The sequence below is a fragment of the Streptomyces sp. B15 genome (assembly GCF_018070605.1).
Taxonomy (GTDB): domain Bacteria; phylum Actinomycetota; class Actinomycetes; order Streptomycetales; family Streptomycetaceae; genus Streptomyces; species Streptomyces smyrnaeus.
In genome coordinates, this window is record NZ_JAGPXJ010000002.1 from 170042 (window position 1) to 196164 (window position 26123).

Sequence of the window (26123 nt, forward strand, 5' to 3'; positions counted from 1 at the left end):
GCAAGGCGATTCTTTGTACCACCGACCCCGGGTGTGTTGTCATGCACCCTCAGTGTCGGCCAGCTCCAGCCAGCGCATCTCCAACTCCTCGCGCTTCTCGCGCACCTCGCGCAGCTCGGCGTCCAGCTCGGCGACCCGCTCGAAGTCGGTGGCGTGCTCGGCCAGTTCGGCGTGCAGGGTCGCCTCGCGCTGCTCGGCCTTCTCCACCTGGCGCTCGATCCGCTGCATCTCCTTCTGCGCGGACCGGGAGAGCCCGGCGGGCTTGGCCGGCGACTTGGCCGACGCGGCGGGCTGCCCGGCCGCGGTCTCCTCCGGCACCGCGGCGGGGGTCGCCGCCGCTGCCCTGGCCTCCATCCGGGCGCGCCGCTCCAGATACTCGTCGATACCGCGCGGCAGCATCCGCAGCGTCGCGTCGCCCAGCAGCGCGAGGACGCGGTCGGTGGTGCGCTCGACGAAGTACCGGTCGTGCGAGATGACCACCAGGGAGCCCGGCCAACCGTCCAGCAGATCCTCCAGCTGGGTGAGGGTCTCGATGTCCAGGTCGTTGGTCGGCTCGTCCAGGAACAGGACGTTGGGCTCGTCCATCAGCAGCCGCAGGATCTGCAGCCGCCTGCGCTCACCGCCGGACAGGTCGCCCACCGGCGTCCACTGCTTCTCCTTGGCGAAGCCGAACCGCTCGCACAGCTGCGAGGCCGTCATCTCGCGGCCCTTGCCGAGGTCGATCCGGGAGCGAACGGCCTCCACCGCCTCCAGGACGCGCAGCGTCGGCTCCAGCTCGGCCACCTCCTGGGAGAGGTAGGCCAGCTTCACCGTCTTGCCGACCTTGATCCGCCCCTCGGCCACCAGCGGTGAGGCCTGCTCACCACCGGTGCGGGCGGTGTCGGCGAGGGCGCGCAGCAGGGAGGTCTTGCCCGCGCCGTTGACCCCCACGAGACCGATCCGGTCGCCGGGGCCCAGCTGCCACGTCAGATGCTTGAGCAGCACCCGCGGCGGAGCCGCTGATGTCACGAGCGGTCCGGCCTGTACGGTCACGTCCTCCAGCTCGAAGACGGTCTTGCCCAGCCGCGAGTTCGCGAACCGCATCAGCTCCTGGCTGTCCCGGGGCGGCGGCTCGCCCTCGATCAGCGCGTTCGCGGCCTCGATACGGAAGCGCGGCTTGCTGGTACGGGCCGGAGCGCCGCGCCGCAGCCATGCCAGCTCCTTGCGCATCAGGTTCTGCCGCTTGGTCTCCTCCTGTGCGGCGATACGCTCCCGCTCGGCACGGGCGAAGACGTAGTCGGAGTAACCGCCCTCGTACTCGTGCACCGAGCCGCGCTGCACATCCCACATCCGGGTGGCGACCTGGTCGAGGAACCAGCGGTCGTGCGTGACACACACCAGCGCGGAGCGGCGGTCCCGCAGATGGCCGGCCAGCCAGGAGATGCCTTCGACGTCGAGGTGGTTGGTGGGCTCGTCCAGCACGATCAGGTCCTGCTCGGCGATGAGCAGCTTGGCGAGCGCGATCCGGCGGCGCTCACCGCCGGAGAGCGGGCCGATCACGGTGTCCAGGCCCTGCGGGAAGCCCGGCATGTCCAGGCCGCCGAACAGCCCGGTGAGCACGTCGCGGATCCGTGCGACACCCGCCCACTCGTGGTCGGCCATGTCGCCGACCACCTCGTGCCGGACGGTGGCCTGTGGATCGAGGGAGTCGTGCTGGGTCAGCACACCGAGGCGGAGGCCGCCCGCGTGGGTGACCCGGCCCGCGTCCGGCTCCTCCTGCCGGGCGAGCACCTTGATCAGGGTGGTCTTGCCGTCTCCGTTGCGGCCCACGACGCCGATCTTGTCGGCCTCACTGACGCCCAGGGAGACGGCGTCGAGGAGGGTGCGGGTGCCATGCACCTTGTCGACGGCTTCCATGTTGACGAGGTTCACGGGGTTACCGCGGTTGCCAGCCATCTCACTCCTGTTGGGGACCAGCTCCCCAGGGTAGCCCCGCCGAGGAGCCTGCCGAGCAGCGGCCGGTGGTCGGGCGGCCCGGGAGGGCCCCGGCGCGCGGGCCCGGGCTCAGCTGCCGTGCAGCATCAGCGCTATGCCGCCGACCATGAGCACGCTCGCCGCGGTCCTGGGCCAGCCGAAGCGCTCCTTGAAGAAGAGGGCACCGATCGCGGCGCCCGCGATGATCGACGATTCCCGCAGCGCCGCCACCGGTGCCAGCGGCGCCCGCGTCTGGGCCCACAGCACCAGTCCGTACGCCAGCATGGACAGTGCGCCGCCCATCAGCCCGCGCAGCGCTATGGGGCGCAGCTGCGCTGCCAGCTCCCCGCGACGGGTCGCGAGCGCCCACAGGGGGATCGGCAGGCCCTCCAGGAGCATCAGCCACGCGATGTAGCCGAGCGAGGTGCCCGAGGCCCGTACGCCCACGCCGTCCACGACGGTGTACGAGGCGATGGCCAGCCCTGTGCACACGGCGGCGGTCAGCGCGGGCCACTGCGGGCCGGCGGCCGCGCCGACTCCGGTCCGCAGCCCCCACAGGGCGACCCCGACCAGGCCCACCGACGCCAGCAGCACCCCGGCGAGCTGCCAGGCGTCGGGCATCTCGTGCACGAACACCGCCGCCAGCACGGTCACCACCAGCGGCGCCGTACCCCGCGCGATGGGGTACATCTGCCCGAACTCCCCCATCCGGAAGGAGCGCATCAGCAGTGCCTGGTAGACGACGTGCAGCACCGCCGAGACGAGGAGCGCCGGCCACGCCCCGGCGGCCGGCAGCGGCGCGAAGCAGGCGAGGAGGGCCCCGCACAGCGCGCCGCCGCCACCGACCAGCGTGAAGGCGAGCAACTGGTCACGGATGCCGTGCGCCAGGGCGTTCCAGGTGGCATGAGTGAGCGCCGCGGCCAGGACCGCGGCGACGACCATCGGCGTCACCGGGAGCCGCCGGCCGCGGCGCGGATGCGGGAGCGGTGTGTCATGTACCGGACGCTACCGCCCGGTGATCGAGCGGTTTCCCCGGGGCATCAACCGGCGGCGTCCAGCACCTTGCGGACGACGGGGCCGGCGTTCTCGTTGCCGTGCCCGGATGCCGGGACCACGGCAGCGGCGGCGACGTCACCGGAGTAGGCGGTGAACCAGGCGTTCGGCTTCTTCTGCCCGTCGACCTCCGCCGAACCGGTCTTGGCTCCGAAGTCACCGCCCAGTCCGGCCATCGGCTTGGCCGCGGTCCCGCTCGTGGCGGTGAGCTTCATCAGGGACTTGAGGTCCTTGTGCACACCGGGCTTCATGTTGCGCGGCGCCTTGGCGAGGGTGCGCTTGTCGAGGGAGGGGGACACCAGGTACGGCTGCTTGAAGGTGCCGTTCTGCACGGTGGCGGCGACGGACGCCATGTTGAGCGGGTTCATCCGCACGCCGCCCTGGCCCATGAGGGAGGCGGCCATCTGGGCGTCGGACTGCACGGGGACCCTGCCGTCGAACGTGCTGGTGCCGGTCTTCCAGTTGAGGCCGATCCCGAAGACGTCCCGCGCCTCCTTGGTGAGGTCGTCGTCCTTCAGCTTGGGCGCCTGGCTGATGAAGGCGGTGTTGCAGGAACGGGCGAAGCTCTGCGCGAAGGTGCCGTTCTTGATCTCGAACTTGTCGTCGTTCTGGAACTTCCAGCCCCCGTACGTGAAGTACTTGGGGCACGGGTGCGCCTTGCCGGGCGAGGCGAGTCCCTTGTCGAGCAGCATGGCGCCGGAGACGACCTTCATGGTGGAGCCGGGAGCCAGCGAGCCCTGCAGCGCGCTGTTGAAGCCCTTGGCGGGCGAGTTGGCGATGGCCAGGATCTCGCCGGTGCTGGGCTTGACCGCGACGACGGACGCCTTCTCCTTGCCTCGTACGGCGGCCTCGGCCGCCCGCTGCGCCTTGGCGTCGATGGTCGTCTTCAGCTTGCCCGGGGTGGGCTTGGACAGCTGGCGCAGCACGTCCTTGGTCTTGCCCTTGGCGTCGACGATCCGGGTCTGCACGCCGGGGGAGCCGTCGGTCTTGTCGCCGTAGCGCTTGCCGAGGTCGCTGATCACGCCGGCCAGGGCGGGGTGATCGTCGGCGCTGAGCGGCGAGCCGTCGCGGTCGACGGCGGTGACGGGCGGGGTGCCCGACTCGTCCGTCTTGACCGTCTGGCCGTCCTTGAGCTTGGGGTGCAGCACGGACGACTTCCAGTCGACGACCGGCTCACCGGTGCCGGCGGCGCGGACGATCTCCAGTGCGGAGTCGTAATTCCAGGCGGAACGCTTCTGGCCGTAGGCGACCCGTGCCGTGACATCGAAGGGCACCTTCTCGCCGTCGGCCGCCTTGGGGCTGACGGCGACCTTGGTGACGTGGGCCTTGCTGCGGAAGGTGCGCAGCGCCTTGCCGGCCGCCGTGGAGTCGTCGGTCAGCGCGGCGGCCTTCTTGGTGTCGCCGTCGGCCCAGGCACCGAGGAACGCCTTGGCGGCGGTGCGTACTTCGCGGGGGCTGAGCGGGCCCTTCTTGGCCTTGCCCGGCGCCTTGCCCTCGTCCTCGGCGGCGACGGTGCCCTTGTCCTCCTCACCGTCGCTGCCGACCAGGGCGTAGACGCCGACGCCGGTGAGCCCGACGACGGCGGCTGCGACCCCACCGATCACGGCCATCTTCTGTGTGTCGCGCATCCGAGTTCTGCCTCTCCACCCCGCCTTGGCCTTGCGGCCGAAGTCCTGACGCCAGGCACCCTAGAGCACGTTCATGACAGAACGTGCCCCGGTATGCCCGATTGGCCCTTTCTTCCGGAGATCTGGCTTCCAGGTTTCACCGGTTCCGGGAATCCGGACCGGAGAGCGGAACCACCGCGCCGCGGCGGCCGCACTCCCGCGGCCTCTGAGGCAGACGAGTAGCACGGGGCGATCGGTTCCGGATAGCGGCCTTGTGTCCGAATCGCGATCTTCGAGTCATCCGAACGTTGCCGGGCGGAGTCGTCCGAACGTTGCCGGGCGGCCGGCTGCCGTCAGATCCACGAATCCAGCCACATCCGGTGCCGCCACTCCCCCATGGGGATCGTCTGCCCGGTGTAGATCGGCCAGAAATAGATGAAGTTCCAGACGATGAGCAGCCCGACGACCCCCGCGGCGACCACGCCCAGGGTGCGCCGTCTGTCGTCCGTGCCCGGTGGTCCGGCCAGCGCTCCGGCCGCCATCGCCAGTCCCAGACACAGGAACGGCAGGAACACCACGGCGTAGAAGAGGAAGATGGTGCGCTCCTGGTAGGCGAACCAGGGCAGATAGCCGCCCGCGACACCGCACAGGATCGCGCCCGCCCGCCAGTCGCGGCGGAAGAACCAGCGGTAGAAGACATAGACGAGGGCCGCGCACGCGGCCCACCACAGCACCGGGGTGCCCAGCGCGAGGACCTCCCGGGCGCACCCCTCGGCCTTGTCGGTGCAGCCGTCGGTGCCCGCCTTGGGCGACTCGTAGAAGTAGGAGACGGGACGGCCCAGGACCAGCCAGCTCCACGGGTTCGACTGGTAGGTGTGCCCCGAGGTCAGATTGACGTGGAAGTCGTAGACCTGGCTCTCGTAGTGCCACAGGCTGCGCAGCGGCCCGGGCAGCCAGCCCCAGGGGCCCGCGGCGCCCTGCTTGTCCGCCCAGTCGCGGAAGTAGCCGCCGGAGGTGGCGAACCAGCCCGTCCACGAGACGACATAGGTGACCACCGCGACCACGGGCAGCGAGACGAAGGCGGGCAGCGCGTCCTTGCGGAGCATCGCCGGGAAGGGCCGGGAGGCCCCCGCGGTGCGGCGTGCGCCCATGTCCCACAGGACGGTCAACAGACCGAACGCGGCCAGCACATACAGCCCGTTCCACTTGGTGGCGCAGGCCAGCCCCAGGCACACCCCGGCCGCCAGCCGCCACGGCCGCAGCCCCAGGCCGGCACGGTCCCCCACGAAGGCGTCCGGCAGCGGCGCACCGGTGCCGGGTCCTTCGTCGGTGCTCCCGCGCGGCAGCCGCGCGGCGAGCCGTTCCCGGGTCCGGTCGCGATCGACGAGCAGACAGCCGAACGCGGCCAGCACCCAGAACATCACCACCAGGTCCAGCAGCGCGGCCCGGCTCATCACGAAGTGCAGCCCGTCCACGGCCATCAGGGCGCCCGCCAGGCAGCCCAGCGCCGTCGAGCGGAACAGCCGCCGCCCGATACGGCACAGCATCAGCACCGAGAGGGTGCCGAGCAGCGCCATCATGAACCGCCAGCCGAACGGATTCAGCCCGAAGAGGGCCTCACCGAGCCCGATCATCCACTTGCCGACCGGTGGATGGACGACGTACGAGCCCTCCGGCGAGAGGGGGATGTGCTGCGGATCGCCCAGGATCTTGTCGTTGGCGTTGTCCGGCCACGTCCCCTCGTACCCGTAGTGGATGAGCGACCAGGCGTCCTTGGCGTAGTACGTCTCGTCGAATATGACGGCGTGCGGGGAGCCGAGTTGCCAGAAGCGCAGCACCCCCGCGAGGAGCGCGATCAGCAGCGGCCCGCCCCAGGCGGCCCAGCGCGCCAGCCGCACGGAGACCTCGGGCGCCAGTCCGAAGACCGCCCCCGGCCGCGGGTCCGGCGCGGGGAAGGCCGGGATGAGCCGGTCGCGGACACCGGCACGGGGCCGGGCCGCGTAGCCGAAGCGGCGCAGTCGCGCCTGCCACCTGGGGAGCCGCACAGGGTCGTCCCCGATCCCGGCGCTGTCCTCGCGGTCCGGGCTGCCGGGCCCGCCCTGCCTGCGGTCGGCTTCCCCCACGGTGTCACTGGTCGTCACGCGGGCCATCGTAGGGATCGCCGGGGCGCCGTGCGCGGGCGCGTCGCCACCGCGTGTGGTGTCGGTCGCCACCGCGTGTGGTGTCAGGAGTGACGCTGCGCCGGGGGACGGGCGGCACTGCGAGGATGGGCGGGTGACTGGAACGCTCGTGCTCGCCGGCACTCCCATCGGCGACCCCTCCGACGCCCCGCCCCGACTCGCGGCCGAACTGGCCGACGCCGATGTCGTGGCCGCCGAGGACACCCGGCGGCTGCGCAAGCTGACCCAGGCGCTGGGTGTCACCCCGGCCGGGCGGATCGTCTCCTACTTCGAGGGCAACGAAGCCGCCCGTACGCCCGAGCTGGCCGAGGCGCTGGCGGAGGGGGCGCGGGTGGTGCTGGTGACGGACGCGGGCATGCCGTCGGTCTCGGACCCGGGGTACCGGCTGGTGGCGGCGGCCGTGGAACGGGGAGTGCGGGTCACCGCCGTCCCCGGCCCCTCGGCGGTGCTGACGGCGCTGGCGGTCTCGGGGCTGCCGGTGGACCGGTTCTGCTTCGAGGGGTTCCTGCCGCGCAAGCAGGGCGAACGGCTCGGCAGGCTGCGCGAGGCCGCCCAGGAGCGGCGCACGCTGGTCTACTTCGAGGCGCCGCACCGGCTGCAGGCCGCCCTCGCCGCGATGGCCGAGGTCTTCGGCGCCGAGCGCGAGGCCGCCGTCTGCCGGGAGCTGACCAAGACCTACGAACAGGTGCGGCGCGGACCGCTGGGCGAGCTCGCGCAGTGGGCGGCCGAGGGGGTGCGCGGCGAGATCACCGTCGTCGTGCGCGGTGCCGACGCGCCCGCCGCGGGCCAGGCGGACGCCGCGGAGCTGGCGCGCCGGGTCGCCGAGCGCGAGGAGGCGGGCCAGCCGCGCAAGGAGGCGATCGTGGAGGTGGCCCGCGCCGCGGGGGTACCGAAGCGGGAGGTCTTCGACGCCGTGGTCGCCGCCAAGAACGCCCAGGGCTCCTCCCGGCCGAAGACCTGAGGAGCCCGGCGCAGCCGGCCGGGCAGGTAAAGGACTCGCCCGGCAAGGCAAAGGGAAGGTCCATGGACGCCCTTCACCTTGACGCTCGGCCCAAATTTCCCCAAACGGAGGAAAAGCCCCACCGAGCCGCCTTCCGGTCCGCTCATACGAGGAGTGCACTGGCAGTGGGCGTGATGCGCCCCAGGAAGGAGCTGCCATGAAGCACGAGAGCGGCAACGGCAAGGACATGCCCCACTCCACGCGGGAGACGGTGCACGAGGCGTACTCGTTCGCCTGCATGAAATGCGGCCACGGGTGGGAGCAGGAGTACGAGATACAGCATCTCGAATACACCGACGGCAGGCCTCTGGTCGTGTATTACGAGGACGGCAAGCGCGTCCCCTCGCCGCTCACCAAACCCACGTGCCGCTTCTGCGACGCGCATGTCGTCCGCATCATGCGTTCCGGACGCGTCTCCAAGGCGGAGGCGGCACTGCCGCACCACTGAGCGACGCCGCGGTGCCGCTGAGGCGAGTCGCGCCGCGGGGCCGCCTCCCCCGGAGGCGGACAGCACCGCGCTCTATCATCGCCGGTATGTCCACCCCCGCGACCCCGAACAGCGCAGCGACGAACGCCGCCAAGGCTCGGGCGGCCCAGGCACCCCCGCCGCCGCCCGAGCCGCTGGCCTTCCCGGTCGCGGACTCCCACACCCACCTGGACATGCAGGAGTCCTCCGTCGCCGACGCGCTGACCGCGGCAGCCGCCGTGGGTGTGACGACGGTCATCCAGGTCGGCTGCGACCTGGAGCGCTCCCGGTGGGCCGCCGAGACGGCCGCCACCTGGAAGAGCGTCTGGGCCGCCGTCGCACTGCACCCGAACGAGGCGCCGCGGCTGAGCGCGGAGGGCGGCCAGGAGGCGCTGGACGAGGCGCTCGCGGGCATCGAGAAGCTGGCCGGGCTCGGCCAGGTGCTCGCCGTCGGCGAGACCGGACTGGACTACTTCCGCACCGGCCCCGAGGGCATCGCGGCGCAACAGCGCTCGTTCCGCGCCCACATCGAGCTGGCCAAGCGGCTGGACAAGGCCCTGGTCATCCACGACCGCGAGGCCCATGCGGACGTGCTGCGCATCCTGGACGAGGAGGGCGCCCCCGAGCGGACCGTCTTCCACTGCTACTCCGGCGACGCCGAGATGGCACGGCTGTGCGCCGACAAGGGCTACTTCATGTCCTTCGCCGGAAACATCACCTTCAAGAACGCGCAGCCGCTGCGCGACGCCCTCGCCGCGGCGCCGCCCGAGCTGCTGCTGGTGGAGACGGACGCACCGTTCCTGACCCCGGCACCCCACCGGGGCCGCCCCAACGCGCCGTACCTGATCCCGCTCACCCTGCGGGCCATGGCCGCGACCAAGGGCATGGACGAGGAGCGGCTGGCCCGCCATGTGGCGGCGAACACGGCGCGCGCCTTCGGCTACTGAGAGCGGACGCCGGGCGGCGGGCGCCGGGCGGGGCCGTAAACTGGCGCGGTGAGCGCTGCCCCTTCCGACCCGTCCGCCGTCTTTGACGCCTCCGGCAGTGGTGTGCTGCTCGGCCCCGCGGAGGTGCGGGAGCTGGCCGAAGCGCTGGGGGTGCGGCCCACCAAGCAGCGCGGGCAGAACTTCGTGATCGACCCGAACACGGTGCGCCGCATCGTGCGCACCGCCGAGGTCGGCGACGACGACGTGGTTGTGGAGGTCGGCCCCGGGCTCGGCTCGCTCACCCTGGCGCTGCTGGAGACGGCGGCGCAGGTCACCGCGATCGAGATCGACGACGTACTGGCCGCTGCCCTGCCCGCGACCGTACGGGCCCGGTTGCCGGAGCGCGCCGGGCGCTTCTCCCTCGTGCACGAGGACGCCCTGCGGGTCACCGAGCTGCCCGGGCCGCAGCCGACCGCGCTGGTGGCCAACCTCCCCTACAACGTGGCCGTCCCGGTGCTGCTGCACCTGCTGGCGACGTTCCCGAGCATCGCGCGGACGCTGGTGATGGTGCAGTCCGAGGTCGCCGACCGGCTGGCCGCGCCGCCCGGCTCGAAGGTCTACGGGGTGCCGTCGGCGAAGGCCGCCTGGTACTGCGAGGTCAAGCGCGCCGGAGCGATCGGGCGCAACGTGTTCTGGCCGGCGCCCAACGTCGACTCGGGGCTGGTCTCGCTCGTACGCCGCGCGCATCCGCCCGAGACCCGCGCGAGCCGCACGGAGGTGTTCGCCGTCGTCGACGCCGCGTTCGCCCAGCGTCGCAAGACGCTGCGGGCCGCGCTGTCCGGGTGGGCGGGGTCGGGCGCCGCCGCCGAGGAGGCGCTGCGCGCCGCCGGGGTCTCCCCGCAGGCGCGCGGGGAGTCGCTGACCATCGCCGAGGTCGCCGCGAGCGCGGAGCACGGCCCGCGCCGGGAGGCCGCGCCGGGCCGACGGGACGGAGACGACGAGGAGCACACCGCGTGATCCAGCCAGCCGCTGCCACCCCCACCGGCCCCACCGGGACGGTCACCGTGCGTGTTCCCGCCAAGGTCAACGTGCAGTTGTCGGTGGGCGGTCTGCGTCCCGACGGCTTCCACGGCCTGGCCAACGTCTTCCTCGCCGTCGGTCTGTACGACTCGATCAGCGCGACCCGCGCCGACGCGCCGCTGCTGACCGTCTCCGGACCGGACGCCGCGCAGGTGCCGCAGGACCGCACCAATCTGGCGGCACGCGCCGCCGAACTGCTGGCCGAGCGGCACGGGCTGGCACCCGATGTGCATCTGCACATCGCCAAGGACATCCCCGTGGCCGGCGGTATGGCGGGCGGCAGTGCCGACGCGGCGGGCGCCCTGCTGGCCTGCGACCGGCTGTGGGGCCTGAACACCCCGCGCGAGGAGCTGCTGGCGCTCTGCGCGGAGCTGGGCTCGGACGTGCCGTTCAGCTTCGCCGGCGGCGCGGCGCTCGGCCAGGGCAGGGGCGAGCGGCTGACACCGCTGGAGGTGGGCGGCGCCTTCCACTGGGTGTTCGCGGTCGCGGACGGCGGCCTGTCGACACCGGACGTCTACCGCGAGTGCGACCGGCTGCGGGAAGCGGCCGGTACCGGCTCCTCGGCAGCCGATGTGCCCGAACCCGTCGCCTCCGAGGCCCTGTTGGCGGCGCTGCGGGCAGGCGACGCACAGGCGCTGGCCGCGACCCTGCACAACGACCTCCAGCCGGCGGCGCTCTCACTGCGGCCCTCGCTCGCCGAGACTCTTGAGACCGGTCTGGCCGCCGGCGCACTGGCGGCGCTCGTCTCGGGCTCCGGCCCCACCTGTGCGTTCCTGACGGCCGACGCCGACTCGGCGACCCGCACCGCGCACACCCTCACCGCCTCCGGCACCTGCCGCACGGCCCGCGCCACCACCGGCCCCGCGCCGGGCGCGACGGTGGTGTAGCGCCCGTCCGCGGGTTGCTCCTCATCAGGCGACGCCCACAGCGGAGCGCAGCGCCCGGATCACAGCCTGCGGGCGGGGGTCGCTGGTGACGGAGCGGTGGTGGGTGTTGGTGACGTAGCCGAAGGACGTGGCCGTCTCCGGGTCGGCGAAGCCGAGGGAGCCGCCCCGGCCGGGGTGGCCGAAGGAGCCGGGGCCCAGCAGCGGGCAGGCCGGGCCGTGCAGCATGTAGCCGAGTCCGAAGCGGGTGCCCACGACCAGTACCCGGTCGGGTCCGTCGGACTCCAGGGAGCGTGCCTGGGTGAGCGTTGCGGGGGTGAACAGCCGGCGCGCCGTACCCAGCGGGCCCAGCAGCGCCGCGTAGAAGGCGGAGAGGGAGCGGGCCGTGGCGATACCGTTCGCGGCGGGGAGTTCGGCGGCGCGGTAGGCGGGGTCGTTCTGGTCGGGTTTCGGCGCGATGGCGCCGAAGGCGCGGCGGGTGAGCGAGCCCGGGTCGGCGTAGGCGTCGGTCACCGCGCGCTTGGGGCGGGTCCGCAGCGCACCCGGCTCGGGCGCGGGCGCCTCCCGTTCGGCGACCCGGGCGACCCGGCCCTGGGCCGCGATCCGGTCGGGCAGCCCGATCCACAGATCGAGTCCCAGGGGCCCGGCCACCTCGTCGGCGAACCAGCGCCCCAGGGTACGGCCGCCGCTGGCGCGTGCCACCAGTTCGCCCAGCAGCCAGCCGAAGGTGTGCGGGTGATAGCCGTGCGCCGTGCCCGGCTGCCACTCCGGCGTCTGAGCGGCGAGCGCCTGGGCCGCACGGCCCGGCTCCAGCGCCTCTTCCAGGGTGAGCGGGACGTCCAGCGCGGGCAGTCCTGCCCGGTGTGTCAGCAGATGGCGGACCAGGACGCGTTCCTTGCCCGCCCTGTTGAACTGCGGCCAGTACGCGCCGACCGGCGCGTCCAGGTCGAGTTGGCCGCGCTGGTGCAGCAGATGCGGGACGGCCGCCGCCAGCCCCTTGGTGACCGAGCGGACGACGACGGCGGTGTCCTCGCTCCAGGGCGCCGCCTGCGGGTCGGCCGGGTCGGTGCTGCCGGCCCACAGGTCGACGACCTTGCGGCCGTCCCGGTGCACGGCCAGCGCGGCGCCCTGCTCGCCGCGCTGCTCGAAGTTGCGTATGAAGGCGTCCCGGACGGGCTCGTACCCGTCCGCCACCGTGCCGTGCACCGCGATCTCAGTGCCGTGCCCCGCCACCGCTGTGTGAACGACCTCTGCCACGGTTCCTTCGCTCCTGTCGCCTTGAGGGCGCTTTTGTGACGCCCCGCCCCCCATGGTCCTACGGAGGGCTCAAGGCTGTGCGACGGGGGCGGGGCCGCGCTCCGTCAGGCAACCGGCACCGTCACCGACCGAGGGTCGAAACCGAAGGGCAGCTCCAGCCGATGGGCCCGCATCAGCTCCCCGTCGGAGAGCAACTCCTGCGTCGGCCCGTCGGCAACCAGCACCCCGTCGCTGAGCACCACCGAGCGGGGGCACAGCTCCAGCGCGTACGGCAGGTCGTGCGTGACCATCAGCACCGTCAGCTCCAGCGAGAGGATCAGATCGGCCAACTCGCGGCGGGCCGCCGGATCAAGGTTGGAGGACGGTTCGTCCAGTACGAGGATCTCGGGACGGCCGGCCAGCACGGTGGCGACCGCGACGCGGCGCCGCTGGCCGAACGAGAGGTGGTGCGGCGCCCGGTCCGCGTGCTCGGCCATCCCCACCCGCTCCAGCGCCTCGTGCACCCGCGCCTCCAGCTCGGCGCCGCGCAGCCCGGCGGCTGCCGGTCCGAACGCCACGTCCTCCCGCACCGTCGGCATGAACAGCTGGTCGTCCGGATCCTGGAAGACGATGCCGACCCGGCGCCGGATCTCCGCGAGATGAGGGCGCTCGGCCTTGAGCCCGGCGACGGTGACCGATCCGGCACCCGGCGTCAGGATGCCGTTCAGATGCAGCACCAGCGTGGTCTTTCCGGCGCCGTTGGGACCGAGCAGCGCGACACGCTGGCCGCGCGGCACGGTCAGGTCGACGCCGAACAGCGCCTGGTGGCCGTCGGGGTAGGCGTAGGCGAGACCGCTCACCTGGAGGGAGGGCACCTCGGCGGCGTCGGGGGCGGGATCGGCGGTGTCGGGGGTGCGGGCGGTACCGGGGTTATCGGCGGTGGAGGTCAAAGGGTCCATCCCAACAGGCAGATCGCGAGGGCGGTGAGCGGCAGGGCGGCCGAACGGGCCCACTCGGCCCGGCCGGCGGGCCCGTCACCGAGGGCGGGCGGCATGGTCCCGGTGTAACCGCGGCTGAGCATCGCCAGGTGCACACGTTCGCCCCGCTCGTAGGAGCGGATGAACAGCGAACCGGCCGATTTGGCCAGTACTCCCCAGTGCCGGGGGCCGCGTGCCTCGAAGCCGCGCGAGAGGCGGGCGGTGCGCATCCGGCGCATCTCCTCGCTGATGACGTCGGCGTAGCGCACCATGAAGGTGGCGATCTGGCACAGCAGCGGCGGCATCCGCAACCGCGCCAGCCCCAGCAGGAGTTCGTCGAGCCTGGTCGTCGAGGCGAGCAGCACCGAGGCGGCCACTCCGAGGGTGCCCTTGGCCAGCACGTTGAACGCGCCCCACAGGCCCGACTGGGACAGCGTCAGGCCCCAGACGGTGATCCGCTCCCCCTCCGCGACGAACGGCAGCAGCACCGCGAACGCCACGAAGGGCACCTCGATCGCCATCCGGGTCAGCAGATGGCGCGGCGGCACGCGGGAGACGGCGGCGACCGCGGCCAGCAGCAGCGCGTAGGCGCCGAACGCCCAGACGGCCTCGCGCGGGGTGGCGACGACCAGCAGGACGAAGCAGAAGACCGCCGCCAGTTTGCAGTGCGCGGGCAGCGCGTGCACGGGCGAGTGGCCGTGCTTGTAGAGCTTGTGCGCGTGTCCGGCGCCCATCCCGGCCGGCCCCTAGCCCTCGGTGGCGGGCGGGGCGGTGGGCGCGCCCTCGGCGGCCCGGGCCCCGGCGGCCTCGTGCCGGGTCTGGTCGCGACGGCGGCGCAGGAGGACGAATACGCCCGAGCCGACGGCGAGGGTGGCACCCACCCCGATGACGCCCGCCAGACCGCCGGAAAGCCGTGCGTCGGCGATGTCCTCGACGCCGTAGTCGGCCAGCGGGGAGTCCTCCGCCGCGTGCTTCTCCGCCTTCTTGTCGATGCCGTGGTCGGCGGCGACCTTCTCCAGCCCGTCGGGGCTGGACGAGGCGTAGAAGCTGAGCCCTCCCGCACACAGCAGGGTGACGACGAGGCCGGTGATCCACAGCGGCCGGGTGGAGCGGCGCCGAGGGGTGGCGGGGGCCGCCGGGGAGGCGGGCTCAGGAGCGGGCGCTGGCGCGGCAGCCGGCCGGGGTGCCGCGTCGGGGTCGGCGGACAGCGGCGAGGGACGCAGTTGGAGCCGTACGGTGAGCCGGTCGCGTGCCGCGTACACCAGGTCGGGGCGGACGGCCACCACCGCTCCCACGGTCGCTGCGGTGATCACCGCCTCCCCGATGCCGATGAGCACATGCACGCCGACCATCGCGCCGAAGACCTTGCCCAGCGCGACGTCCGTCGTCCCGCCGAGCGCGTAGAGGGCGGTGAAGGCGACCGCTGCCGCCGGGACGGAGACGAGCGCGGCGACGAAGGAGGCGCCGGTCACCATGGACCGCCGGCGCGGCAGCACCCGCAGCAGCCCGCGGAAGATGCCGTAGGCGACCAGGACGGTCACCACGCCCATGTCCGTGATGTTGGTGCCCAGCGCGGTCAGCCCACCGTCCGCGAACAGCACGGCCTGCAGGAGCAGTACGACGGACACGCACAGCACGCCCGTGTACGGCCCCACGAGTATCGCCGCCAGCGCACCGCCCAGCAGATGGCCGCTGGTGCCCGCGGCCACCGGGAAGTTGAGCATCTGCACGGCGAAGATGAACGCGGCCACCAGTCCGGCCAGCGGCGCCGTACGCTCCCCCGCCGCACCGGGACCGCCGCCCAGTTCGCGCCGGGCGCCACGCAGGGACACGGCGACAGCCGCGGCGGCGACGACTCCCGTACCGGCCGAGACGGGGGCGTTGATGAATCCATCGGGTACGTGCATCGAGGCACTCCGCTTTCTCACGGCTTCTCACAACGGCCCGGCAATGGCCTGGCAGCGGCCGTCTCCAGCCTTTTGAGAATAGCGGTCAGATGCAAAGAGTTCGCAAGAGGGCGATTCAAATGCCCGGATTGGGAGAGGACGTGGGGCCCTGTCCCCCACCCTGTGGCAGAGCTCACCAGGCCGTTCGGGTGACTGTGCCGCTGCGAAAAGCGTCTGACAGAGCGAAGGGGCAACCCGGCCCGAGCGATGAGCGCACCGGGAACCCCCGACCCAGAGGAGCAGAAGTGTCCAAGGTCATCACCCGCATCGTGCAGGCTCAACTGATCACCCGGCCGCCCGCGACCCGGCCTTTGACACCCGCTCTCCGGTACGACACCGACGATCCGCTGGCCGTGCGGATCGTCTTCCCCTCCGAGATCTCCCTGGACGGCGAGGAAGTCGCCTGGGCCTTCTCCCGCGAACTGCTCGCCGAGGGGCTCCGCGGGCCCGCGGGCGAGGGCGATGTCCACATCTGCCCCTGCGGGCAGGAGCGGACAGTGATCGAGCTGTACGCCGGCGAGGGCGTCGCGGTGCTGGAGTTCCGCGCCGCCGACCTGGGGCGGTTCCTCCGGCACTCCTACGACCTGGTGCCGGCCGGTGCCGAGACGGCGCTGCTGGACCTGGAGGAGGGGTTCGCCGCACTGCTGCGCGGCGTATGACCGGACGCCGGCGGGCCCGTCCGTCGGCCCGGCGGACGACCGCCGCCACCGCTCCCCGCAGAGGAAACCCCCGCCCACCCGCTCCCTTCGGGAGACAGCTGGACGGGGGCTCTTCGTTCAGGGCCGGCTCACACCCCGGTGCGCTCCGGCTCCCGCGGCGGGGGAACCACAGCGGGGGCCTGGTCCGAGTGCAGCTGCTTCTGCAGGCGTTCGCCCTCCACGTCGACATTGGGCAGGGCCCGGTCCAGCCAGCGCGGCAGCCACCAGGCGTGCCGCCCCAGCAGGGCGAGCACCGCGGGCACGATGGCCATCCGCACCACGAAGGCGTCGTAGAGGATGGCGACGGCGAGGCCGAAGCCCATCATCTTGATCATGGATTCGGACGAGCCGATGAACCCGGCGAACACGCTGATCATGATGATGCCCGCCGCGGTCACCACTCGCGCGCCCAGCCGGAATCCGCTGACGATGGCCTGGCCGGGGTTCTCCCCGTGCACATACGCCTCGCGCATCCGCGTGACGAGGAAGACCTCGTAGTCCATCGCGAGCCCGAAGATCACACCGATCATGAAGATCGGCATCATGCTCATGATCGGCCCGGTCTGTTCGACACCGATCAGGCTCGCCAGCCAGCCCCACTGGAAGACGGCCACCACGGAGCCGAGTGCCGCCAGCACCGACAGCAGGAAGCCGAGCGCCGCCTTGAGCGGCACCAGCACCGAGCGGAAGACCAGCATCAGCAGTACGAAGGCCAGGCCCACGACCAGCGCCAGATAGGGCACCAGCGCGTCATTCATGACCTGCGAGAAGTCGATGGCGACCGCGGTGGCGCCGGTGACCAGCAGGGTGGCACCCGTCTCCTTCTCGATCGCGTCCGACTGGTCACGGATGTCGCGCACGATGTCCTCGGTGCGCGCGTCGCTGGGGCCGTACTTCGGGACGGCGGTCAGGGTGGCGGTGTCAGCGGCGTCCCACTGCTTCTTGTTCGGCTGCGCCGGGGTGACGGCGACGACGCCGTCCACCTTCTGCAGCCGCTTCTGGATCTCGGCGGCAGCGGCCTGCGGGTCGTCGGCGCCCTTCAGATCGGCCACGGCCATCAGCGGGCCGTTGAAGCCCGCACCGAAGCCGTCCGAGAGCATGTCGTACGCCTTGCGCTGGGTGGTCTTCTCCGGCTGGTTGCCCTCGTCGGGCAGGCCCAGCTTCATGGCACCGACCGGCAGTGCCAGGGCGCCGAGCGCCAGTACGGCGGTGACCAGCACCAGCACCGGACGGCGCAGCACGAAGCTCGCCCAGCGGGCGCCGGCCTTGGGGCGCTGGCCCTCCGCGTCCGCGGCGGGCGGCACTCCGGTGGCGGGGTTGGCCTTGCGCACCCGGCGGCCGAAGATCCGCTTGCCGACCATCCCGAGCGCGGCGGGCACCAGCGTGAGCGCCACCAGCACGGCGATGACCACGGTGCCGGCAGCGGCCATACCCATCTTGGTGAGGACCGGGATGTTGACGACGGAGAGCCCGACCAGCGCGATCACGACGGTCAGACCGGCGAAGACCACGGCGGAGCCCGCCGTTCCGACGGCACGTCCGGCCGCCTCCTCGCGGTCACGGCCCTCGGTCAGCTCCGCTCGGTAGCGGGAGGCGATGAACAGTGCGTAGTCGATGCCGACCGCGAGGCCGATCATCATGGCCAGCGTCGTGGTGTTGGCCGACAGGCCGAGGGTGGCGCCGAGCGCGGTGATCGAGGAGATGCCGATCATCACGCCGATCAGCGCGGTGATCAGCGGCAGCCCGGCCGCGATGAGGGAGCCGAAGGTGAGGATCAGTACGACGGCGGCGACGCCGATGCCGAAGATCTCCGCGTTGCCCATCTCGGGCTCGACCAGCAGCGCGTCGCCACCGGTCTCCACCGTCAGGCCGGTGCCGCGGGCCGACTGCGCGGCGTCCTTGATCGTCTCGCGGGTCTTGTCGGTGATGTCCTGGGCAGGGACCTTGTAGGTCACCGAGGCGTAGGCGATGCTGCCGTCTTTGCTGATCGCCCCGCTGCCCTTGGCGAAGGGATCGGAGACGGCTGCCGCCTGGCCGCCGCTCAGCTCCTCGCGCGCCTCCTGGACAGCGGCCTTGTTGTCGGAGGCGGTGATCTTCTCGCCGGTGGGGGCGCGGAAGACCATCCGGGCCGTCGCACCCTCCGCGTTGGCGTCCGGGAAGCGCTCTTCCAGCAGGTCGAAGGCCTTCTGAGCCTGGGTGCCGGGCAGTGCGAAGTCGTCGTCGGGCGGGCTGGAGGCAGTGGACGCGCCACCTATGGCGAGCGCCAGCAACGCCACCCATATCAGGGCGACGATGCGGCGGCGCCGGAAGGCGAGTCTGCCGATCTTGTACAGGAACGTGGCCACGAGAGAGGTTCTCCGGTCTCGAGGTCGGACAGTCGGACGGTGGATGAAGCAGAGCGGAACGGAGCAGCAGAGCCGGGTGAGCCGAGGGATCTTGAGGGAACACGGCGGGGAGGTGCCGAGCCCGACAATGAGAGCTCATGTCAATCGACGCTCGCTCGCACCCGTAAGGGTGAGTCCGGACTCGGAAATGAGGGACACGTCACAACTTGCTTGGGTGCAAATACACACGAAACATGGAATAGATGACCGACGACGGCGCGTATCTCCGCTTTCCACATCTGCATGGCGATCTGCTCTGCTTCGCCGCCGAGGACGACCTTTGGGTGGCCCCCGTCCCCGAGGCCGGGGAGCCCTCGGGGCGGGCGTGGCGGCTGACCGTGGACCGGACGCGGATCGGCCACCCGCGCTTCTCGCCGGACGGACAGCGCATCGCCTTCACCAATTGGCGCAGCCTGGACCCGGAGATCTACCTGATCTCCGTACGGGGCGGCCCCGAGCGGCGGCTGACGTACTGGGGCGCGACCGACACCCGGGCGCGCGGCTGGACACCCGAGGGCGATGTGCTGGCGGTGGCCTCGCACGGGGAGCCGTTCGCCCACCGGGCGTGGGCGTACCGCATCCCCGTCGACGGACCCGACGGCCCGCCCGCCGGCCGCCCGGATGTCTCGTGCCCGGGCAGCAGGCTGCCGTGGGGGCCGGTCTCGGACATCGCCGTGGCCGAGCAGGAGGGCGAGCGCCGCACGCTGCTGCTGACCGGGACACCGCCGCATGAACCCGCGAGCTGGAAGCGGTACCGGGGCGGGGCCACGGGACGCATGTGGCTCCAGGGCGAGCGGCTGCTGCCGGAGTTGGAGGGGCATCTGGACTCGGTGATGCTGGTGGGCGACCGGGTCGCCTTCCTCTCCGACCACGAGGGCATCGGCAATCTGTACTCCTGCCGCCCGGACGGCACCGATCTGCGCCGCCACACCGACCACGACGCCTTCTACGCCCGGCACGCGGCAACCGACGGACGGCGCGTGGTCTACCAGTGCGCGGGCGAACTGTGGATGGTCGACGACTTCGCGCACGTGGCACGCCCCCGGCGGCTCGACGTGCGGCTGGGCGGCCCGCGCGCGGGGCGGCGCTCCTACCAGGTGCCCGCCGCCGCGCATGTGAACGCGCTGTCCGTCGATCCCACCGGGCGGGCGAGCGCGGTGGGCGTACGCGGCAGTCTGTACTGGCTCACCCACCGCGACGGACCCGCGCGGGCGCTGGCGGACACCCCCGGGGTGCGGGTGCGGATGCCCACCATGCTGGGCGACACCGGACGGATCGCCTATGTCACCGACGCGGAGGGCGAGGACGCCATCGAGATCGCGGACCTGCCCCGCGCCTCCCGGCCCCGGCCCGCCTACCGGATCGCCGCCGGCCGGCTGGGGCGGGTGCTGGAGCTGGTCGCCGCACCCTCCGGTGAGCGGCTGGCCGTCGTGGCGCACGACGGGCGGCTGCTGCTCGTCGATGTGCCCGACACCACCGAGACCCCCGAAGCGGACGGCGAGCCCGCTGCGGAAGCCCCCGTCAGCGAGGTGGCGTGCTCCGAGAACGGACCGGTGCACGACCCGGCGTTCTCCCCCGACTCGCGCTGGCTGGCCTGGGCGCACCCGGGGGTGGGCCGGTCGCTGTCCTGCATCCGTATCGCGAAGGTCACCGGGAGCGTCGGCGGGCCGGAGGGCGAGCGCACGGTCCTCGACGTCACCGACGGGCGGTTCGAGGACGAGCAGCCGGTCTTCACCCGGGACGGGCGCTATCTCGCCTTCCTCTCGTGGCGCGGCTTCGACCCGGTCTACGACGTGCACACCGGCGATCTCTCCTTTCCGCTGGGCTGCCGTCCGTATCTGGTGCCGCTCTCCTCGGCGACGCTCTCGCCGTTCGCGCTGACCCCCGAGGGGCGCCCTGCGGCGGGCGGGCTCGACCCGCAGGACCGCCCGGCCCCCGGCGAGGAGGAGGGCCCCGACGCGTCGGTGCTGGTGGAGGCGGATGGCCTGGCGAACCGGGTCACCCCGTTCCCGGTGACGGCCTCGAAGTACACGGCGCTGTGCCCGGTGGCCGGGGGCGGGCTGATCTGGCTGCGGTACCCGATCTCCGGCGCGCTCGGCGAGACGTTCGTCAACCCGGCCGACACCTCCGGCCGCCCGACACTGGAACACTTCGACCTGACCACCGCCAAGCGCACCGAACTCACCAGCGACGTCGACTGGTTCGCACCCAGCGGCGACGGCACCCGGCTGGTCGTCAACGACGAGGGACTGCTGCGGGTCGTCCCGGCCGACCAGCAGGCCGACTCCGACACCACCACCTACATCGACCTGCGCCGCATCCTGCACGACGTCGACCCGGCGGCCGAGTGGCGGCAGGCCTACGCGGAGGCGGGGCGGCTGATCAGGGCCTACTTCTGGGACCCGGGGATGAGCGGCATCGACTGGGAGGCCGTCCTCGACCAGTACCGGCCGCTGGTCGAACGCGTCGCCTCCCCCGACGAGTTCGCCGACCTGCTGCGCGAGGTGCTCGGCGAACTCGGCACCTCACACGCCTACGTCACCCCCGCCCGGCGCGACGAGGGCCCCTCGCACTACCAGCGGCCCATCGGCTTTCTGGGCGCGGATCTCATCCACACCCCCGAGGGCGACTGGCAGATCGGCCGCATCCTGCCGGGCGACTCCTCCGACTCCCGGGCCCGCTCCCCGCTGGCCGGCTCTCCGGTGCGGGAGGGCGCGGTGCTGACGCATGTGGACGCCCGGCCCGTCGACTCCTGCAGCGGTCCGGCCCCGCTGCTGGCCGCGGCCGGCGGCACCACCGTGGAGCTCACCCTCCAGCAGGAAGGGCCGCGCCGGGTCGCGGCCGTCCCGCTGATCGACGAGCGCCCGCTGCGCTACCAGGACTGGGTGGCGCGCCGCCGGGACGTCGTACGCGAGTTGAGCGACGGGCGCTGCGGCTATCTGCACATCCCCGACATGGGCGGCTCCGGCTGGGCGCAGTTCAACCGGGACGTACGCCTGGAGGTCTCCCGGCCCGCGCTCATCGTGGACGTACGGGGCAACGCGGGCGGGCACATCAGCGAACTCGTCCTGGAGAAGCTGACCCGCACCATCCTGGGCTGGGACCTGACGCGCAACGCGCAGCCCGTCACCTACACCAGCAACGCTCCGCGCGGCCCGGTGGTCGCCGTCGCCGACGAGGCCACCGCCTCCGACGGCGACATGATCATCGCCGCGTTCCGGCTGCTCGGGCTGGGTCCGGTCGTCGGCGCCCGCACCTGGGGCGGGGTCGTCGGTATGACGGGCAGGCACCGGCTCGGCGACGGCACGGTGATCACGGTGCCGATGAACGCCGCGTGGTTCGAGGGCTACGGGTGGTCGGTGGAGAACCGCGGTGTGGAGCCGGACATCGAGGTGCTGCGCACCCCGCTCGACTGGGCCGAGGGCCGCAGCTCCGTGCTGGGCACCGCCGTGAGCACCGCCCTCGACCTGCTGGAACGGCACCCGGCCCGGACCCCGCCCGACTACCGGGACGTCCCCGACCGCTCCCGCCCGCCGCTCCCGCCGCGTTACTGACCCGCACGGTTCCGCACCGCTCCGCAGCACTTTCCAGACTTTGCACCTTTTGATACGGAATGCGGGTCATGGCGTGGCGTGGCAGGGTGGAAAGTGCCCATGAGGACATGCCCATGAGGACACGTATCCGATCCGTCCGAAGGAGTGACGATGGGCCTCGCAGACCAGTTCAAGTCCAAGGCAGAGCAGCTTCGGCACAAGGGCAAGGCAAAGGCGGAGGAGAGCAAGTCCCGCTCCGGCGGCAAGCAGGGCGGCGGCGGCCAGGACGCCCGCGAGAGGGCGCAGGAGCTCAAGGACAAGGCCCAGCAGCGCGCCCAGGAGTGGAAGGACAAAGACCGCTGACGCGGTCCCACGGCCGACGAGGGGCACCCTCTTGCTACGGGGGGGTGCCCCTGTCCGTCTCCCGCAGGCTGCGGGTGAGCTGTGTTGCTCGCGCGGTTCCCCGCGCCCCTTGCGGGGCGCGGGGAACCGCGGGGCAGGTCCTATCGCGAGGCGCGGGCCTTTTCGTCGGCTTCGCCGCCCGCGCCGACCAGCCCCATGGACACCCCGCCCGCCGCCTGGAGCCTGGCGGCCACCGCCCGCATCTCGCGCCGCCCCAGCGGGCCGCCGATCAGCGGGGGCAGATAGCCGCGGATGCCCTGCATGCCGCGCAGCCACCACTGGCCGTACACATGCGGGGCGCGGCGCTCGATACCGGCGACGAGGCGGTCGACGGCGGGGCCGAGCGGGTAGGTCTTGTTGGTGGGCCACGGCAGCCGCTGCCGTACGTCCCGCATCACCTCGTCCGCGTCGGCGCCGCGCACCATGTCGGTGTCCGTCCAGCTCAGATAGCCGACACCGACGCCCACACCCTTGTAGCCGACCTCCGCGCGCAGACTGTGCGCGAACGCCTCCACACCGGACTTGGAGGCGCAGTACGCCGTCATCATCGGGGCCGGCGTGATGGCCGCGAGCGAGGCGACCTGCAGGAAGTAACCGCGCGACTCCTCCAGTACGGGCAGGAACGCGCGTCCGGTGACGGCGCCGCCGATGAGGTTGACCTCGATCACCCGGCGCCAGGCCACCGGGTCGGAGTCCATGAAGGGCCCGCCCGTGGCCACCCCGGCGTTGGCGACGGTGATGTCGACCTTCCCGAAGTGCTCCTTGACCTCGCCGGCGACCCGCGCCATGGCCTCGTGATCGGTGACGTCGGCGTACCAGTGCGCCGAGTCCGTGTGCAGGGATGCGCTGACCCGCTTCAGCTCGTCCGGCTCCAGCCCGACCAGCGCGATCCTGGCGCCGCGCGCCGCCATCTTCCGTGCCAGCAGCGCCCCCACACCACGGGCCGCACCCGTGATGACGGCGACCTGCCCCTCCAGACCGACCCTGCTCATGCGCTCTTCTCCTTCGTCATGGCTGCGGCGGCGACGTCGGCAGCCGGGAGGTGGTCCCTGGCGAGCCCCGCGAGGACGGCACCGACCGTCTCCGGCTCCTCCAGCGGCGTCATGTGCCCGCGCCGCTGCAGTTCGTGCACGCCTGTGCAGTCGGGCAGCAGCGCGGCCAGCCGGTGGGCGTGCGGGAGCGGGGTGAGGCGGTCGTGGGTGCCGATGACGACGGCGGTGGGCGCGTCCAGCCGCGGCACCTTGGCCGCGAGGTCGAGCCCGGCCAGCACCCCGCCCCACGCGGACCGGACGCGCGTCGGACAGGCGTGCACGATGTGCGCTGTGGCCCGCACGGTCTCCGGCGCCGGACGCGGCCCGAGCGTGCCGTACGCGAGGGCCTTGCGGGTCAGCGGGGTGACGGGGCCCAGCGGCGCCGCCGAGCCCAGCAGCGCCCGGTGTGCGACGGCGCGCACCGACTCGGAGCGGAACGGCAGCACCCGCGCCTGGCCCGTCAGATGCTCGGCGCCGGTGCTGCACAGCAGCAACGCGGCAGCGTGCTCGCGCAGTTGCTTTCTGCCCGCCGCCGCCATGATCGTCATGCCGCCCATGGAGTGACCGCCGACGACGGCCCGTTCGCCCGGCTCCAGCGCGGCGTCCAGTACGGCACACAGGTCGTCGGCGAGCATGGCGGTGCTGTAGGCCAGGGGTGCGTCGGCGGCCGGGCTGCGGCCGTGCCCGCGCTGGTCGTAGACGATGACGCGGTGGCCGCCGGCGGTCAGCTCGCGGATCACCGGCGCCCAGAAGAGGGTCGAGCAGGTCCAGCCGTGGGCGAGGACGACGGCGGGGTCCTCGGGGCTGCCGTGCACCTCTACGGGGAAGCGCACCCCGTCCCCGGAGCGCGCGGTCAGCTCGCGCGCGGGCGCGGGCGGCGCGTAGCGCCCGGTCAGCCCCTTGAGCGGACGGGTACCGGCCAGGCGGCTCATCGCACGTCCTCCCGCACATCCGAGGACCCGGCCGAGGGCAGATCCCCCGCGGCGGGGAAGGCGTCGGTGGCGGCTCCCTTGCTGACGCTCCCGGCCGACAGCGGCGCCTTGCGGCGCGCGGCCCCCCGCCCCGCGGCCCCTCCGGCACGCGGCGCGCGCAGCACCTCGTACTCCTCCAGCCATACCTCGCGGGTGATCTTGCGGAACTCGGCGGTGGTGCCCGGCCACACGGCCACCGGCCGCCCCTGCGCATCCAGATACCAGCTCGTGCAGCCGGTCTCCCAGACACTGGATTTGATGCGTTCACGCAGTTTCGCGTTGTAGGTGTGCTGTGCGATGGGCCGTACGTCCAGCGCGACCTTGTCGCCGCCGCCGAGGGTGTCCAGCTTCCGCATGTAGTCGATCAGATAGTTCAGCTGCGCCTCGATGATCAGCACCATCGAGCTGGTGCCCAGACCGGTGTTGGGACCGATGACGAACAGGAAGTTGGGGAAACCGGTGGTGGTCGTCCCGCGCAGCGCGTTCATCCCGTCCGCGGCCCAGGACTCGGCCAGTGTCTCGCCGTCCGCGCCCTTGACGAGTTGGGCGACGGGCATGTCGGAGACGTGGAAGCCGCTGCAGAAGACCACCGCGTCGACCTCGGCCTCGCGGCCGTCCGCCGACACCAGGGTGTTGCCGCGGATCTCCTTGAGCCCGGAGTCGATGACGTGGGTGTTGGGCTGGGCGAGCGCCGGATAGTAGTCGTCCGACAGCAGGGTGCGCTTGCAGCCCACGCGGTAGTCCGGCGTCAGCTTGCGGCGCAGCTCAGGATCCTTGACGGCACGCTTCATATGCAGCTTGGAGACCTGCTCCACCGCGGGCAGCAGCTTCGGGTAGTTGGCGAAGACCTGCGTCTCCAGCTCCCGTACGCCCCACAGCGCGAAGCGGCGCAGCTTCTGGGTGGCGGGGAAGCGGGCGTGCAGCTTCCGCTCCGCCTTGCTGATCCGGCGATCGCCGCGCGGCAGCACCCACGCGGGGGTGCGCTGGAAGACGGTCAGCTCGCCGACGACCGGCTGGATGGCGGGGATGATCTGGATGGCCGAGGCGCCGGTGCCGACGACGGCCACCCGCTTGCCGCGCAGGTCGTAGTCGTGGTCCCAGGTGGCGGAGTGGAAGACCTTGCCCTCGAAGGAGTCCAGCCCGGGGACGTCCGGCAGCTTCGGCTCGGACAGCGGCCCCGTCGCGGAGACGACGACATCGGCCGTCAGCGTGCCCGCCGAGGTCTCCACCCGCCAGTGCAGCTCCTCCGCGTCCCAGCTCATCTGCTGGACCTCGGTGTTGAAGCGGATGTGCTGACGCAGACCGAAGGTGTCGGTGACCCGCTCCAGGTAGGCGTGGATGTCCGGCTGGGGCGAGAAGCTGCGCGGCCACTGGGGGTTGGGCGCGAAGGAGAACGAGTACAGGTGCGAGGGGATGTCGCACGCGCACCCCGGATAGGTGTTGTCGTGCCAGGTGCCTCCGACGGCGTCCCTGCGCTCCAGGACGACGAAGTCCGTCACCCCCGCGCGGCGCAACCGGACGGCGGCCCCCAGGCCGCCGAACCCGGTACCGATCACCGCCACCCTGACGTGCTCCTGCTCGTGCTCGGCCGCCATGCCGCCGCCTCCCGGGATCTGTCGCGTGCTGCTGTGTCGCTGCGCACGCTGCGTCTGCTGCGCTGTTGTGTGCCGTGGTGCGCTGCGCCGTGCGCGTTGCCGCACGCCGCGCTCCCGCTTCGCGGACCCACAACCGTGCCAGTAATCACTGGCACGGTCACGAGAGTAGGGCAGAGGGATACCCATGGGTAGGGGTCGGCG

The 26123-nt window shown here is 72.4% G+C and carries 20 protein-coding genes; 8 read left to right on the forward strand and 12 right to left on the reverse strand.

Features of this window, described 5'->3' with window-relative positions; translation table 11 throughout:
* Positions 1-39: 39 nt before the first annotated feature.
* From KBY19_RS02215 to KBY19_RS02230, 4 genes are all read right to left on the reverse strand, one after another.
* Entirely contained in the window at positions 40-1935 is a 1896-nt protein-coding gene (locus tag KBY19_RS02215; RefSeq protein ID WP_210965019.1) for an ABC-F family ATP-binding cassette domain-containing protein, read from the reverse strand.
* 108 nt (positions 1936-2043) lie between these two features.
* The gene (locus tag KBY19_RS02220) at positions 2044-2904 is read right to left on the reverse strand and encodes a DMT family transporter (RefSeq protein ID WP_099881794.1); all 861 of its coding nucleotides are present in this window, start codon (positions 2902-2904) and stop codon (positions 2044-2046) included.
* Positions 2905-2993: 89 nt separating this feature from the next.
* The gene (locus KBY19_RS02225) at positions 2994-4634 is read right to left on the reverse strand and encodes a penicillin-binding transpeptidase domain-containing protein (protein ID WP_180289662.1); all 1641 of its coding nucleotides are present in this window, start codon (positions 4632-4634) and stop codon (positions 2994-2996) included.
* 332 nt (positions 4635-4966) lie between these two features.
* The gene (locus KBY19_RS02230; protein WP_210965025.1) at positions 4967-6763 is read right to left on the reverse strand and encodes a dolichyl-phosphate-mannose--protein mannosyltransferase; all 1797 of its coding nucleotides are present in this window, start codon (positions 6761-6763) and stop codon (positions 4967-4969) included.
* A gap of 124 nt (positions 6764-6887) precedes the next feature.
* On the opposite strand from KBY19_RS02230, the gene rsmI reads away from it, so the two are divergent.
* The 5 genes from rsmI to KBY19_RS02255 all read left to right on the forward strand — a co-directional run bounded on the left by rsmI (position 6888) and on the right by KBY19_RS02255 (position 11152).
* On the forward strand, positions 6888-7754 hold the full coding sequence (gene rsmI, locus KBY19_RS02235; RefSeq protein ID WP_099881796.1) for a 16S rRNA (cytidine(1402)-2'-O)-methyltransferase: 867 nt from the start codon (positions 6888-6890) through the stop codon (positions 7752-7754).
* 196 nt (positions 7755-7950) lie between these two features.
* Positions 7951-8241: a hypothetical protein gene (locus tag KBY19_RS02240; RefSeq protein WP_099881799.1), complete on the forward strand. Its 291-nt coding sequence runs from the start codon at positions 7951-7953 to the stop codon at positions 8239-8241.
* Positions 8242-8327: 86 nt separating this feature from the next.
* On the forward strand, positions 8328-9206 hold the full coding sequence (locus tag KBY19_RS02245; RefSeq protein WP_099881801.1) for a TatD family hydrolase: 879 nt from the start codon (positions 8328-8330) through the stop codon (positions 9204-9206).
* Between the two features lie 48 nt (positions 9207-9254).
* Positions 9255-10202, forward strand: a complete 948-nt coding sequence (rsmA, locus tag KBY19_RS02250) for a 16S rRNA (adenine(1518)-N(6)/adenine(1519)-N(6))-dimethyltransferase RsmA (RefSeq protein WP_307843419.1) — start codon at positions 9255-9257, stop codon at positions 10200-10202.
* Positions 10199-11152, forward strand: a complete 954-nt coding sequence (locus KBY19_RS02255; RefSeq protein WP_185017149.1) for a 4-(cytidine 5'-diphospho)-2-C-methyl-D-erythritol kinase — start codon at positions 10199-10201, stop codon at positions 11150-11152. Before rsmA ends, KBY19_RS02255 begins: the two co-directional genes overlap by 4 nt.
* Positions 11153-11176: 24 nt before the next feature.
* Here KBY19_RS02255 and KBY19_RS02260 read toward each other — a convergent pair whose 3' ends face one another.
* The 4 genes from KBY19_RS02260 to KBY19_RS02275 form a co-directional block, all read right to left on the reverse strand.
* Positions 11177-12406: a serine hydrolase domain-containing protein gene (locus KBY19_RS02260; protein WP_307842613.1), complete on the reverse strand. Its 1230-nt coding sequence runs from the start codon at positions 12404-12406 to the stop codon at positions 11177-11179.
* A 104-nt stretch (positions 12407-12510) separates the two neighbouring features.
* Positions 12511-13344: an energy-coupling factor ABC transporter ATP-binding protein gene (locus KBY19_RS02265; RefSeq protein ID WP_221505982.1), complete on the reverse strand. Its 834-nt coding sequence runs from the start codon at positions 13342-13344 to the stop codon at positions 12511-12513.
* A complete protein-coding gene (gene cbiQ / locus KBY19_RS02270; protein WP_210965026.1) occupies positions 13332-14096 on the reverse strand; it encodes a cobalt ECF transporter T component CbiQ in 765 nt (254 codons plus the stop codon). Before cbiQ ends, KBY19_RS02265 begins: the two co-directional genes overlap by 13 nt.
* Positions 14097-14108: 12 nt before the next feature.
* The gene (locus KBY19_RS02275; RefSeq protein ID WP_210965027.1) at positions 14109-15269 is read right to left on the reverse strand and encodes an energy-coupling factor ABC transporter permease; all 1161 of its coding nucleotides are present in this window, start codon (positions 15267-15269) and stop codon (positions 14109-14111) included.
* Between the two features lie 284 nt (positions 15270-15553).
* Here KBY19_RS02275 and KBY19_RS02280 point away from each other — a divergent pair, with 284 nt between their 5' ends.
* Complete coding sequence (locus KBY19_RS02280) at positions 15554-15967, forward strand: SsgA family sporulation/cell division regulator (RefSeq protein ID WP_180289663.1); 414 nt, start codon at positions 15554-15556, stop codon at positions 15965-15967.
* 128 nt (positions 15968-16095) lie between these two features.
* On the opposite strand, the gene KBY19_RS02285 is transcribed toward KBY19_RS02280, so the two are convergent.
* A complete protein-coding gene (locus KBY19_RS02285) occupies positions 16096-18351 on the reverse strand; it encodes an MMPL family transporter (protein ID WP_210956728.1) in 2256 nt (751 codons plus the stop codon).
* Between the two features lie 242 nt (positions 18352-18593).
* Here KBY19_RS02285 and KBY19_RS02290 point away from each other — a divergent pair, with 242 nt between their 5' ends.
* Together KBY19_RS02290 and KBY19_RS02295 are read left to right on the forward strand one after the other, a co-directional pair.
* Complete coding sequence (locus tag KBY19_RS02290; RefSeq protein WP_185017158.1) at positions 18594-21944, forward strand: S41 family peptidase; 3351 nt, start codon at positions 18594-18596, stop codon at positions 21942-21944.
* Between the two features lie 150 nt (positions 21945-22094).
* A complete protein-coding gene (locus KBY19_RS02295) occupies positions 22095-22286 on the forward strand; it encodes a hypothetical protein (protein WP_099881821.1) in 192 nt (63 codons plus the stop codon).
* 140 nt (positions 22287-22426) lie between these two features.
* Here the strand turns inward: KBY19_RS02295 and KBY19_RS02300 are convergent, their stop codons facing one another.
* The 3 genes from KBY19_RS02300 to KBY19_RS02310 are packed head-to-tail and all read right to left on the reverse strand — an operon-like array spanning position 22427 to position 25922.
* Positions 22427-23317, reverse strand: coding sequence for an SDR family oxidoreductase (locus KBY19_RS02300; RefSeq protein ID WP_099886564.1), 891 nt, complete (start codon positions 23315-23317; stop codon positions 22427-22429).
* A complete protein-coding gene (locus KBY19_RS02305; RefSeq protein WP_099886565.1) occupies positions 23314-24288 on the reverse strand; it encodes an alpha/beta fold hydrolase in 975 nt (324 codons plus the stop codon). The genes KBY19_RS02300 and KBY19_RS02305 overlap by 4 nt, the downstream gene beginning before the upstream one ends.
* Positions 24285-25922, reverse strand: coding sequence for an NAD(P)/FAD-dependent oxidoreductase (locus tag KBY19_RS02310; RefSeq protein WP_185017160.1), 1638 nt, complete (start codon positions 25920-25922; stop codon positions 24285-24287). Before KBY19_RS02310 ends, KBY19_RS02305 begins: the two co-directional genes overlap by 4 nt.
* Positions 25923-26123 lie beyond the last annotated feature (201 nt).